Source organism: Micromonospora sp. NBC_01739 (assembly GCF_035920385.1).
Lineage (GTDB): Bacteria > Actinomycetota > Actinomycetes > Mycobacteriales > Micromonosporaceae > Micromonospora.
In genome coordinates, this window is the sequence record NZ_CP109151.1 from 2,012,695 (window position 1) to 2,025,780 (window position 13,086).

Consider the following 13,086-nt stretch of genomic DNA (forward strand, 5'->3'; position numbering starts at 1 on the left):
CGACAACAGATGTACCCAAAGCCAGCCCCGCAGCCTGATAGCGCAGGCGGGTCAGCTCGACAGGGCCGGTGGCGTTGTGGTCTGGGTGCCGGGTTGCCCGCAGTGAACAGGGCAGGGGCAGCGGGCGGGGTCAGCTCAACGTCGGGGTGGCGCGGGCGAGGATGGTGGGGAAGTCGACGCCGGGCGGCAGGGTGCCGTAGGCGTGGCCCCGGTCTGCGGCCAGTCGGGAGGCGCAGAAGGCGTCGGCTACCGCCGGGTGGCCGTGGCGCACCAGCAAGGCACCCTGCAACACCAGGGCCAACTGCTCGACCAGCCGCCGGGCACGTACCTCCCGGTCGGCCGGGTCGGCTAGGGCGGCCTCGACCTGGCGTACCGCCGCGTCCAGGCGGGCGTCGGCCCCGGCGGCGGCCTCCAGTTCGGCGCGCAACGCCGCCAGCACCTCGGGTGCACCGGCCAGCGCGCGCAACACGTCCAGCGCGGCCACGTTGCCGGAGCCCTCCCAGATGGAGTTCAGCGGCGACTCGCGGAACAGCCGGGGCATGCCGGACTCCTCGACGTACCCGTTGCCGCCCAGGCATTCCAGGGCCTCGGCGGCGTGTCCCGGCCAGCGCTTGCAGACCCAGTACTTGCCGATCGCCAGGGCGATCCGCTTGAAGGCCGCCTCGCTCTGATCGCCCCGGGCGGCCCGGTCGGTGGCCCCGGCCAGCCGCATCATCAGCAGGGTGGCGGCCTCGGACTCGATCGCCAGGTCGGCCAGGACGTTGCGCATCAGCGGCTGGTCGAGCAGGGCCCGGCCGAAGGCCCGCCGGTGCGCGGCGTGGTGCACGGCGGTGATCACCCCCTGGCGCATCCCGGCGGCCGCGCCGATCACACAGTCCAGCCGGGTCAGGTTGACCATGTCGATGATGGTGCGTACGCCCCGACCCTCGTCACCTACCCGCCAGGCCACCGCGTGCTCGTACTCGACCTCGGCGGAGGCGTTGGAGCGATTGCCCAGCTTGTCCTTCAGGCGCATCAGTCGCATCGGGTTGCGGGTGCCGTCCGGCAGCACCCGGGGCACCAGGAAGCAGGTCAGCCCGCCGGGTGCCTGGGCGAGGGTGAGGAACAGGTCGCACATCGGCGCGGAGGTGAACCACTTGTGCCCGACCAGCCGGTAGCTGCCGTCGGGCTGCGGGTGGGCGGCCGTGGTGTTGGCCCGTACGTCGGAGCCGCCCTGTTTCTCGGTCATCGACATGCCGGCCAGCAACCCCCGCTTGGCGCGCGGCGGGCGCAGCCCGAAGTCGTACGTCCGGGTGGTCAGCAGCGGCTCGTAGTCGGCGGCCAGGTCCGGGGCGTGGCGCAGCGCGGGCACCGCCGCGTAGGTCATCGAGATCGGGCAGCCGTGCCCGGCGTCCGGACGCCAGGTGTAGAACTTGGCCGCGCGGGCGACATGCGCCCCGGCCCGCTCGTCGGCCCAGGGGGCGGCGTGCAGGCCATGTTCGACGGCGGTACGCATCAGCGCGTGCCAGGAGGGGTGGAACTCCACCTGGTCGATGCGGTGCCCGTAGCGGTCGTGGGTGCGCAGCACCGGCGGGTACTCGTTGGCCAACCGGCCGTGCTCGAGAGCGGGTTGACTGCCGGCGAGCCTACCGAGGTCGTGGACCTCACCGACGGCCCAGTCGGCACCTTCCCGGACGAGGCCCTCCAGCAGTGCCGGATCGTCCGCGGTGTCGTAGTCGACCAGCGGGGGGACCTGGTTGGCCACCTCGTGTGTGGTCACGGGGACGCCTCCGGTGCGCGGTGGAGCTGCTTGGCGAACCAGTGATCAGGGTACGGGCTGGTGTTGTACCGCGGGATCTCCTCGTATCCGGCGCTGCGGTAGAGCCGGATGGCCTCGGTCAGGGCACGGTTGCTGTCCAGGCGTACGCAGTCCGCACCGGCCGCGGCGGCGTGCTTCTCCAGCTCGGTGAGCAGTCGTCGGCCGACGCCGAGCCCGCGTACCGACCCGGAGACCCAGAGGCGTTTGATCTCGGCGGTCCCGTCGGGGTCGAAGCGTACCGAGCCGCAGCCCACCGTCTCCGAGGCGAGGGTGGCTACCAGGAACACCCCGGCGGGCGGGAGGAACTGGTGGTCGTCGTCGGTGTCCAGGGTGAACCCGGCCGGGAAGCGTTCGGCCAGCTCCCCCGCGTACGCCCGCAGGCAGGCACGAGCGCGCGGATCGGTCGGCGGGCAGACCTCGACGGTGACCATGGAGGCCATCAGCAGCCGTTGCACCTCGTTCATCGCGGTGGTGAGCCGGTCACGCTGGCCGACGGTCAGCGGGGCGAGCATCGACCAGGCCAATTCGTCGGATCGGCGATCGAGAAGCGCCCACTCGGCCCGGCCGGCTTCGGTGAGCCGGGCCACGCGTACCCGTCCGTCGCCCTCGGCCGGTGTCACCGTCACCAGTCCCGCGCCCTCCAGGGTGCGCAGCAGCCGGCTGAGGTAGCCCGCGTCGAGATCGAGCCGGTTACGCAGCGCCGCCACCTCGGCCCCGGCCGGGCCGATCTCCCAGAGCAGCCGCGACTGGGCCAGGGGCCGGTCGCGGGCCAGGAACTTGTCGTCCAGCGCTCCGACGCGCTGGGTCACCGTGCGGTTGAAGCCCCGCACCACATCCACCAGTTCACGCTCCATGTTGTCTGACTTTAGTCAACTATTCTGCCCATCGGTAGGGCTGGTCCGCACTCGACACCCGGAGCACCCCACCGGGCAGCCGAGAGCCCAACGCCGGTCACCGCCGGTCGGCGCGGCGCAGGGATGGCGAGGTCAGTGCCGTCACCGCCGCCACGGCCAGCACACCGGCGCAGCCGTACAGCAGCGCCGCCACCGGCACGACCTCGGCGAGCGAACCGAGCACGTTGAGGGTGAGCAGCAGCGGCAGGCTCTGCACGAGCACCAGCACCGACTGCACCCGGGACACGTGTGTGTCCGGGGCGACGGCCAGGATCAACGGGCCGACATGGGTGGCGAAGCCACCCGATCCGACACCGATCACCATCCCGGCGGCGACCGAGGTCGGCAACGAACCGGCCGCCGCCAGAGTGACCACGCCACCGGCGGCCACCAGCAGCGCGGCACCGCTGACCCGACCGGGGTCGGGCAGGGCGCCACGCACCAGCACGAGGATCGCGACGGTCGCGGTGCCCAGCGCCAACGCCGCGACGACCGCACCGGTGGCCGACGACGACCACATCCGCTCCCGCCCGAGCAACGGTACGAGCAGGCCGGACACCGGCAGCAGGAAACCGGCGGCCACCCCGACCAGCAGCAGTGCGGGCCGCAGTACGGCATGCGCGGCGGCGAGCAGCAGTCCGTCCACGGCGGCCCGCCACAGTGGCTGCGCCACCGGCCGGCCCGGCAGTTGCCCAGCCGGCTGGCCCGGCGACTCGCCCGGCCGCACCGTCAGGGCCGCCCGAAGCACCATCAGGACCAGCAGCATCAGGGCGAAGCCGGCGGCGTTGGCCAGCGCCACTGCGGCGAGCCCGAGGGCGGCCAGCAGCAGGCTGCCCGCCGCCGGCCCGACGAACATGGCTAGTTGACCGGCAAGGTGTCGGGCCGACATCGCCCGCGCCAACCCGGCCGGTGCCACCAACCGCCGGGGCATCGAGCCCGTGCTGGGCAGGTAGAAGGCGTCCACGACCCCGATGGCCAGGGCGGCCAGCAGCAGTGGCAGCCACGGATTCGCCGCCGACCACACGGCGGCGGCCAACGCCACGGTGACGACGACCATCGCCGCGTCCGAGACCACCATGACGGTCCAGGCGCCCAGCCGGTCGGCCACCGCACCGCCGACCAGTAGGAGCAGGGCCCGGGGCAGGTTGACGGCGGTGAGCACCAGCGCGGCGAAGCCGCCACCTTCTCCGGCCGCCACCCAGGCCATCGCGAACGCCATGGCTTGAACGCCGACCAGGGACAGCGTCGTCCCGCCCAGCCATGCCCAGTACGCGCCCGGCACCGCCCTCGCACTGCCGCTCGTTGGCGCCCTACCGGTAGACGTCGCCGCCACAGTTCCTCCCGATCACCGCATCGCGCCGACCGGCGCCGGGGTGGCGCCGGTCGGCATCTCGCGTCCGGCACTGTCCGGCCTCGACCCGGTCGAGGGTCAAGCCGGCACGGGAGCGGCCCCGGCGGGCAAGCGTCAGTCGGCCGACTCGGTGCGCGGGAGCATCTCGGGCGACCAGGTGAAGCGGTAGCGCGGATCGGATACGGCCTGGGCGAAGGCCGTCGAGACGGCCGGGGAGCTGACGATCCGCCAGTCCTGTTCCTTGTTCACCTCGAACCAGATGAGCCCGATGATGTCCTCGTACCCGGGTAGCAGCCGGAAGGTCTCGGTGATCCATTCCGCCTTGCGGCCGGCGATGTCGGAGGCCGCGGTCTCGGTGATGACCAGCGGTTTGGCGCTGAAGGCTCGAATCTCCCCGATGGTCTCCTTGAAGATCGCGTCGAAGGACCGGTACTTCGAGAAGGCGCCCATGCCGGAGTAGCCCGAGATGCCGATCCAGTCGACGTAGTCGTCCCCGGGGTAGAGCTCGGAAAGCTTCGGCGTCGAGCCGTCCCATCTGGCGTTCGGGCTCCACACCCAGATCACGTTGGTCGTTCCGGCGGCCTTGAACAGATCGTGCAGGTGGCGCCAGGCCTTGACGTAGTCGCCCGGCCGATTGCCGTTGGCGCTCTCGCACCAGGGGTACCAGTTGCCGTTCATCTCGTGGGCGAACCGGATGGCCACCGGGTAGTCGAGTGCCTTGATTCCCTCAGCCCAGGTGCGCAGGTAGTCGTCGAAGTCGCCGCGCGTGATGCGGGACAACCGGTAGTCGGGCTGACGGGAGCGGAGCCGGTCGATCGTGCCGCGGGCGGCCCCCTTCTTGCGGGCCTCCTCGTCCAACCGGTAGTCCCATGGTTCCCAGGCCAGCATCGGCAGCATGCCCCGGTCGCGGACCGCGTCGAACAGCGTCCGGTCGAAGGTGTCGGTCGCCCAGCCGGAACCGAAGAGCATGACCTGTGGATGGTGCTTCGCCGTCGCGGTGAAGGTGTCCACGGGCGTGAAGTCGTGCGGTCCCTCCTTGGTCGCGATGCCAATGAACACCTTCTTCGTCGGCGGGAAGACCTCCGGCGGGGATGGCGAAGGGCTCGGTTCGCGTACCGCCGCCTGGTCCGACGGGGCGGGTTCCCGCCTCCCGGACCCGGTGCCCGGTGCGATCGCGAAGGCGTACGCCAGCAGCAGCGCGCCGACCAGCGACATGGCGACCCGCGGCAGAGTCAGCCGTGCCATGGCACCTCCCGGGAAGCGACCACCGGTGCCGTCGCCCGGACCCGCCGGCTGCGGACGGCATGACGCCCGGTCGGACCGGCGCGGCGCGCACGCCAGGCCAGGAGAGCCGACCCGCACGCGATCAGCGGTGGGGCGAGGCCGGTCAGGAGGGTCAGGACCGGCCATACCCGCAGCGGTGTGCGGCCGTGTTCCAGCATGAAGCTCACGGCGAGCAGGCCGGCGGCGAAGGCCGCCCAGCACAGGTGCAGCCGGAAGGTGCCGAGCGATTCGGTGGTGCGTAGCCCGCCCTTGGCGGTCACCACGAATCCGAGCTTGCGGCGCAGCAGCGCACCGACGGCAGCCGCCACGTAGATCGGGCCGGCGAACAGCGCCAACGCCATGCCGACCAGGCCGATCTCCTCCCGCTCGTGCGGCGCGATGTTGAATCGACGCAACCAGAGCCAGAGCACGAACCAGGTGCAGATGGTGGCGCCCCACAGCACCGACCACACGGCGATGTCGAGCCGGGCCGCGCTCACCCCGGTGAGCAGGTACGCGGCGGTGGCAAAATTGCCCAGCAACAGACTGACCGCGACGCTCGGGTAGTAGAACTGGAGCAGCCGGTAGTGCCAGCGCCGTCGGGACCGCAGTTCGCGCGGCGCCCGCAGCTCGGGGCGGACCAGAATCTCGCAGATGCCCGCCGCCCATCGCTTCTGCTGGTTGAAGTAGTCCGCCCACGATGTCGGGCCCTCCCCGATGGCCACCACGTCGGGGGTGTAGACGCCCTTCCACTGGTTGCCGGTCTGCGGGTTCACCGCAGCGTGGATCCGGATGCTGGTCAGGTGGTCCTCGATGATCGAATCCTGGTAGCCGCCGATGCTGCGCCAGGCGGACGGCCGGTACAGGTGGCCGGTGCCGGTGAGCAGTGGGGCGTCCAGTCCGTTGCCACCGCGGGCGATCAGTCCGTTGTAGAGGTACTGCTGGACGGACGCACCGTGAGCGACCAGGTTCTGGTGCATGTTGCCGTACACCTGTGGCGTCACCACGAAGGCGACGTCCGGGTCGCGGAAGTAGCCGAGCGTGCGCTCCAGGAAGTTCGTCAGCGGCACGTGGTCCGGGTCGACGTTGGCGACCACGTCGTAGTGGTGCTCGTGCTCGGCCCGCCAGGCGTTGTGGTTGCCGGACTTCGTCCTGGCGCGGAACTCTCCGTCGGGTTGGTTGTACTCCGGTCGTCCCTTGCGGCTGAAGTGGCGTACGCCGAGCCGCGCGGCCATCTCCTTCACCGCCGGATCGTCGCCCTCGTCGAGGATCCAGACGTCGACCTGCCCGCAGTAGACGATCTGCCGCATGCGCCGCAGGGTCCGCTCGGCGACGTCGATCGGCTCCTTGCTCGGCACGATCGTGGTGAGCAGCGCCACCCGCAGGCCGACCGGAGGATCGACCGGAATCGGGTCCTTGGCGTGGTACGCGAACACCCAGACGACCATGTTCTGCGCGAGGCGGATCAGTTCGACGCCGACGATCACGCAGAAGCCGAGCCGGGCCACGGCGGTCTGCCAGTCGCCGAACCCGGCTGCGCCGGAGCCGGGTACGTGCTGGGGAAGCAGCAGCCAGCCGACGAGCAGTAGTCCGGCCGCGCTGTTGACGAGGACCAGCAGGGTCAGTACGAGCCGCGCCGCGGGCGACAGGACGGATCGGAACTCGACCGCCGCCTGCGGATGTCGAGGCGCTACGAGAGTTCCGGCGCTCGCCCCGCAACTCGCGTACGCGATGCGAGCACTGATGTTGAGTTGCCGACGGTCGGGGCGTCGGGCGGGTGACGGCCGGACCGCGGCGCTCTCCACGGGCCCGTTTCCGGGCGGCCTCTCCGCCACGTCCCGAGACAGGCGTGTATCGGTCCCGACGCCCACGTTGCCCCCAAGGGTCGCAGTTCCCTGGCCTTCACGAACCCGGCCATGCTGATCGTAGGGACAGATACCGGCAAACTTCTCAGATAGCTTGGCTCGCCCCCAAAGGGCTACATATCTGTTTGTTCATCCACCAGCAGGGCCGACATGAGTCCCGTCGACGCGTCGCGGACCGTCGCCCGGCCATCGCCAGAAGCACACCCGCCGACAAGCGGACGCGCATCGTGCGAGCGCGGCCGCGCCGAGCGTCGCCCAGGCCGGAAGCGTGAACAGAATGAACTCCGGCCGCCAGGTCGGTGTCGCCTGCGCAACGAGCAGCAGGGCCAGCGGCGGCACGGCCACCCAGGCGGTGAACACGGCGGCGGGGTAGCGCAGCGGAAGGCTGAACAGCACCAGCACCAGCAGCACCGCACCCAGCGCGGTGACGCCGAACAGTTCTCCCGGCGTCGCGGCCAACTCGGTCAGGCTCGGGCTCGACGTCTGCGCGAGCGATACCCCCTGCCGCGTGGCGTGCGAGAGCAGGCCGACCCCGGGCAGCGCGCTCAGCACCGCAGCGGCCAGCCAGCGCAGCGCCACTTCGCGCCGGAAGGCGAGCACGGTCCAGCCGTGTCCGACGAGGAGCAGGAGTGCGGTCACCTGACACAGGCCCAGCAGACCCGCCACGGCGGCGTAGAGCACGAAGCGCCAGAGCCTCGGCCGATCCACGGCGGCCTGGAGCAGCCAGGTGGCGAGGACTGCGGCGAGCAGGGTGAGTGCGTACGGCTGGGCCTCCTGTGCGTACCGCGCGGACGTCGGCAGCAGGGCGAAGATGACGCCGGCCAGGACACCGGTGCCCGGTGCGAACATCCGGGCGGCCAGCGCTCCGACGAGCGCCGCCGCTATGGCCATGACGAGGACGGAGAGTCCCCGCAGCGCCGACTCCGAGGTGCCGAAGTACTCCGCCCAGGCCCGCAGCAGCAGGTGGTAGGGCACGGCGTCGCCTGAGCCGAGCATCGACCAGGTGTCCCGCCAGGACGATGTCGACCCGGCCCAGGTCGCGAGTTCCGCCACCCGCGGCCCGGGCGCGTCCGCCCGTACGGCGACGAGCGCGCCCATCAGCAGTGCCGGCACCAGCCAGGCGGCCAGCCTCATTCGGCGGGTACCGTTCACCGGCTCGCCCGGCGCCTCGCCGTGACCCTCCCCCCAGGGGTCCTCGGCGGCCTCCGGCACATCGATTCGGGGCAGGACGATGGTGTCGGCGTCCTTCATCTGTCCCTCACGCATCTCCGTGGCTTCCCCTGGATCCAGGAGCGTATTGAACGGATCTCACCACCGAGGGCACTATGCCCACAAAAGCCCCCAAACCGGTACTCACATCACTAAAGCGACGAACAACTCTGGTCGCCTGAGCAGGTCGCCGTACGATGCCCGCCGCACCTCCCCCGCCGACCGACGTGAACACCAGGCGTGTTGCGGGAGGATCTCGTCCCCGTGTCCGGCCGGAAACCCGAGGCTTGCGCACCCGTCACCGGAACCCATATGTTAGCGATAACATCGATGCCGATGCATAATGCTTCGGAACTCCATCCGTGGAGACGGGCGAGGGCACCCCGCCGCCGCGGACGCACACCACCCGGCCGGACGCTCGTGGATCGCCTGCGGTTCCGCCGTCTCCGACGCTCCGCCGTGCCCCACCACCGATCACCGCCACGCCACCTACCAAATCACCTCGTAACGGTCCACCGGCCCGGGTAGCACCGAATTCCCGGCCCGGGTCGTGCACGTACCGCCACCCCCTCACCCGCAACTGCGGAGGCCGTGATGCCCTACCCGTCCCTCAACCGTCGACATGTGCTCCAGGCCGCCGGCGCGGCCGCCCTGGCCACCGCGGTCGGCCCCGCCCTGGGCGGCGGCACCGCCAGCGCGGCCCTCCCGCCGGTCCGCCCCGACCTCGGGGTGGGCGCGTACCCCTTCGAGATGGGCCAGGTGCGACTGACCGCCAGCCGCTGGCTGGACAACCAGAACCGCACCCTGAACTACCTGCGCTTCGTCGACGTGAACCGGCTGCTCTACAACTTCCGCGCCAACCACCGGCTGTCCACCGCCGGAGCGGCGGCCCTCGGCGGCTGGGAGGCACCCAGTTTCCCGTTCCGCACCCACTCCCAGGGACATTTCCTGACCGCCTGGTCACACATGTGGGCTGTGCTCGGCGACACCACCTGCCGGGACAAGGCCAACTACCTGGTGGCTGAGCTGGCGAGGTGTCAGGCCAACAATCCGGCCGCCGGCTTCAACCCCGGCTACCTCTGCGGCTACCCCGAATCCGACTTCACCGCCGTGGAGGCCCGCACCCTCAGCAACGGCAACGTGCCGTACTACACCATCCACAAGACCCTCGTCGGCCTGCTCGACGTGTGGCGGCACATCGGCAACAACCAGGCCCGCGACGTGCTGCTGGCGTTGGCCGGGTGGGTCGACTGGCGTACCGGGCGGCTCAGCTCGGCCCAGATGCAGGCCATGCTCGGCACCGAGTTCGGCGGCATGAACGCCGTGCTGACCGACCTGTACCAGCAGACCGGCGACGCTCGCTGGCTGACCGTGGCCCAGCGCTTCGACCACGCCGCCGTGTTCAACCCCCTGGCCGCCAACTCCGACCAGCTCAACGGGCTGCACGCCAACACCCAGATCCCCAAGTGGATCGGGGCGGCCCGCGAGTTCAAGGCCACCGGCACCACCCGCTACCGCGACATCGCCAACAACGCCTGGAACCTGACCGTCAACACCCGCACGTACGCCATCGGCGGCAACAGCCAGGCCGAACACTTCCGGGCCCCGAACGCCATCTCCGGGTACCTGCGCAACGACACCTGCGAGCACTGCAACACGTACAACATGCTCAAGCTCACCCGGGAGCTGTGGCTGCTCGACCCGAACCGGGTGGCGTACTTCGACTTCTACGAGCGCGCCCTGCTCAACCACCTGATCGGCGCGCAGAACCCGGCCGACAACCACGGCCACATCACCTACTTCACCCCCCTGCAGCCGGGCGGACGGCGCGGGGTGGGACCGGCCTGGGGTGGCGGCACCTGGAGTACGGACTACAACTCCTTCTGGTGCTGTCAGGGCACCGGCCTGGAGAGCAACACCACCCTGATGGACTCGATCTACTTCCACAACGGCAGCACCCTGACGGTGAACCTGTTCATGCCCTCGGTGCTGAACTGGTCCCAGCGCGGCATCACGGTCACCCAGTCGACCAACTTCCCGGCCGGCGACACCAGCACCCTGACGGTCACCGGCACGGTCGGCGGCTCGTGGACGATGCGCATCCGCATCCCGGCCTGGACCCAGGACGCCACCGTCAGCGTCAACGGCACCGTGCAGAACATCGCCACCACCCCCGGCACGTACGCCTCCCTGACCCGGTCCTGGACCTCCGGCGACACGGTGACCGTACGGCTGCCGATGCGGGTGGTCGCGGAGCCGGCCAACGACAACCCGAACGTCGTGGCGCTGCGGTACGGCCCGGCGGTGCTCTCCGGCAACTACGGCAACACCGCCCTGTCGGCCCTGCCCGCCCTGGCCACCGCCTCGGTCACCCGCACCAGCGGCTCGGCGCTGACCTTCACCGCCACCGCCAACAACGCGCAGGTCAACCTGATCCCGTTCTACGACGCGCACGGGCACAACTACACCGTCTACTGGAGCACCGGTGGCTCCACCGGCCCGGCCGGGGCCACCTTCCGGCTGGCCAACGCCGCCAGCGGCCTGGTGCTCGGCATCGAGAACATGTCCACCGCCGACGGGGCCCCGGCGCTGCAGTGGGCCGACAACGGCACCGCCGACCACGACTGGCAGCTGATCGTCGACGGCAGCGCGGTCCGGTTCCGCAACGCCAACAGCGGCAAGGTGCTCGGCGTACAGAACATGTCCACCGCCGACAACGCGCAGGTCCTGCAATGGTCGGACACCGGCACGGCCGACCACCGGTGGACGATCGTGGACGCCGGCGACGGCTCCCACAAGATCCGCAACGGCAACAGCGGCAAACTGCTGGCCGTCCTGAGCGGCTCCACCGCCCAGGGGGCCCGGGTGGTGCAGGATCCGGACAACGGCACCCTCGACAACCAGTGGCGGTTCATCCCCAACGGGGCCCGCCGGATCCAGAACCTGGCCACCGGCCTGGTGCTCGGGGTCCAGAACATGTCCACCACCGACGGCGGCCTCGTGATCCAATGGGGTGACACCGGCACCGCCGACCACCTCTGGACCGCGATCGTGGACAGCGGCGGCTACCTGCGGTTCCGCAACTCGCACAGCGGGAAGGTGCTGGGGGTGGAGAACGGCAGCAGCGCCGCCGGTGCCCGGGTGGTGCAGTGGGCCGACAACGGCTCGACCGCCCACCGCTGGCGGCTGCGGTACGGCGCGAACGGCTACTTCCGAATCCAGTCCGCCAACGGCGGCCGGGTACTCGGCGTACTCAACGCCTCATCAAGCCAAGGCACCCAGATCGTCATCTGGGACGACAACGGCGCCTCCGACCACCGCTGGCGCTTCATCTGACCCCTCTCCCCGCACCCCCTCCCCCACCCCCGCCCTGGTGGAGGGAGGGGGCGCGGGGTCAGCGGTGGGGTGGGGGGGCTACGGACTGGCGGGAGACCAGGGAGGGTGCGATGGTCTCCCGGAGGGCGCCGCCGCTGTCGGACTCGATCTGCGCCAGCAGCATCTCCAGGCTGGCCCGCGCGACCGCTACGAAGTCCGGTCGGACGGTGGTCAGCGGTGGGATGAAGTACGCCGCCTCCGGCACGTCGTCGAAGCCGACCACGCTGATGTCGTCCGGCACCCGGCGGCCGTGCTCGTGCAGGGCCCGCAGCACCCCCAGGGCCAGGTGGTCGTTGGCGGTGAAGACGGCGGTCACGTCCGGCATCCGGGCGAGCATCTGCCCGCACCGGTAACCGGCCGCCGCCGACCAGTCCGCCGGCACCAGCGGCGGGATCTCGACCCCCGCCGACAGCAGGGCCGCCCGCCAGCCCTCGATCCGGCCCGCGCTGTCGAACCAGTCCGACGGCCCGGAGACGTGCCAGACCGTACGGTGACCGGCGTCGAGCAGATGCTGGGTAGCGGCTCGGGCTCCGGCGGCCTGGTCCACCGTCACCAGCGGCATCGGCCGACGCGGATCACCGTCGACCGTCACCAGCGGCACATCGTGGGGCAGCCGTTCCAGTGCCTCGCCGGCCGACTCCACCGGAGCGATCACCACGATGCCGGCGACCCGGTGGGCCAGGTGCCGTTCGACGACCGCGGAGATGGACCGGTGGTCCAGGTCGCTGACGCTGCCCACACTGACCGCGAAGCCGGCCTCCGCGGCGGTCTGTTCCAAGGCGGCCAGCAGTGATGCCGGCCCGTAGAGGGTGGTGTTCTGCGCGACGACACCGATCACCTGAGAGCGACCGGTGACCAGCGCACGCGCCGCCCGATTCGGCCGGTAGCCCAGCTCGGCTATTGCCGCCTGGACCCGCAGCCGGGTCTGTTCCCGCACGTTGGGGTGGCCGTTGAGCACTCGCGAAACCGTCTGGTGGGAGACGCCAGCGAGGCGAGCCACGTCCGTCATCGCAGGATCGCGTACGGCCATCTCACACTCCCGCATGCCCGTGGGTCGCCGCGACCCGTCGACGCTGACCGGAGCGGCTTTGATTCACGATCCCTCTCGCGGCGCCCACGCCGGCCCGTGCCAGCCGGGGTGGTTTTCGCTAGATCACGCACAGTCTACGACAGCAGGGACATCTATCGCCGACAGGTCAGTCGCCCAACCCGGATATCTCATCTCCGATCAGTGAACGGGGTTTTCGATTGCCCTGATCAATGGCGGCCTCCCCGCGAAGGATGCGGGCCGCATCACGCAGCGCGCGGGTGGCGCCCTGGCGTGGGCGCCAC

At 70.8% G+C, this 13,086-nt stretch carries 8 protein-coding genes; 1 reads left to right on the forward strand and 7 read right to left on the reverse strand.

Translation table 11 applies throughout. The annotated features are described in order from the left end of the window. Positions 1–130: 130 nt before the first annotated feature. The 6 genes from OIE53_RS08990 to OIE53_RS09015 form a co-directional block, all read right to left on the reverse strand. The gene (locus OIE53_RS08990) at positions 131–1,759 is read right to left on the reverse strand and encodes an isovaleryl-CoA dehydrogenase (RefSeq protein WP_327026133.1); all 1,629 of its coding nucleotides are present in this window, start codon (positions 1,757–1,759) and stop codon (positions 131–133) included. Next, complete coding sequence (locus tag OIE53_RS08995; protein ID WP_327026134.1) at positions 1,756–2,652, reverse strand: bifunctional helix-turn-helix transcriptional regulator/GNAT family N-acetyltransferase; 897 nt, start codon at positions 2,650–2,652, stop codon at positions 1,756–1,758. Before OIE53_RS08995 ends, OIE53_RS08990 begins: the two co-directional genes overlap by 4 nt. A 97-nt stretch (positions 2,653–2,749) precedes the next feature. Further along, on the reverse strand, positions 2,750–4,024 hold the full coding sequence (locus tag OIE53_RS09000) for an MFS transporter (protein ID WP_327026135.1): 1,275 nt from the start codon (positions 4,022–4,024) through the stop codon (positions 2,750–2,752). A gap of 132 nt (positions 4,025–4,156) precedes the next feature. Further along, positions 4,157–5,287: a glycoside hydrolase family 26 protein gene (locus OIE53_RS09005; RefSeq protein ID WP_327026136.1), complete on the reverse strand. Its 1,131-nt coding sequence runs from the start codon at positions 5,285–5,287 to the stop codon at positions 4,157–4,159. Further along, on the reverse strand, positions 5,275–7,110 hold the full coding sequence (locus OIE53_RS09010) for a glycosyltransferase family 2 protein (protein WP_327026137.1): 1,836 nt from the start codon (positions 7,108–7,110) through the stop codon (positions 5,275–5,277). Before OIE53_RS09010 ends, OIE53_RS09005 begins: the two co-directional genes overlap by 13 nt. Positions 7,111–7,299: 189 nt before the next feature. Next, positions 7,300–8,436, reverse strand: a complete 1,137-nt coding sequence (locus OIE53_RS09015; RefSeq protein ID WP_327026138.1) for a glycosyltransferase family 39 protein — start codon at positions 8,434–8,436, stop codon at positions 7,300–7,302. Between the two features lie 537 nt (positions 8,437–8,973). Here OIE53_RS09015 and OIE53_RS09020 point away from each other — a divergent pair. Next, on the forward strand, positions 8,974–11,715 hold the full coding sequence (locus OIE53_RS09020; RefSeq protein ID WP_327026139.1) for a beta-L-arabinofuranosidase domain-containing protein: 2,742 nt from the start codon (positions 8,974–8,976) through the stop codon (positions 11,713–11,715). Between the two features lie 58 nt (positions 11,716–11,773). On the opposite strand, the gene OIE53_RS09025 is transcribed toward OIE53_RS09020, so the two are convergent. Beyond that, a complete protein-coding gene (locus OIE53_RS09025) occupies positions 11,774–12,763 on the reverse strand; it encodes a LacI family DNA-binding transcriptional regulator (RefSeq protein WP_327026140.1) in 990 nt (329 codons plus the stop codon). Positions 12,764–13,086 lie beyond the last annotated feature (323 nt).

Excerpts from the sequence above, each read along its gene's own strand:
- OIE53_RS08995 (WP_327026134.1), bottom strand. The coding sequence starts at position 2,652 with ATGGAGCGTGAACTGGTGGATGTGGTGCGGGGCTTCAACCGCACGGTG.
- OIE53_RS09005 (WP_327026136.1), bottom strand. The coding sequence starts at position 5,287 with ATGGCACGGCTGACTCTGCCGCGGGTCGCCATGTCGCTGGTCGGCGCG.
- OIE53_RS09015 (WP_327026138.1), bottom strand. The coding sequence starts at position 8,436 with ATGCGTGAGGGACAGATGAAGGACGCCGACACCATCGTCCTGCCCCGA.
- OIE53_RS09020 (WP_327026139.1), top strand. The coding sequence starts at position 8,974 with ATGCCCTACCCGTCCCTCAACCGTCGACATGTGCTCCAGGCCGCCGGC.
- OIE53_RS09025 (WP_327026140.1), bottom strand. The coding sequence starts at position 12,763 with ATGACGGACGTGGCTCGCCTCGCTGGCGTCTCCCACCAGACGGTTTCG.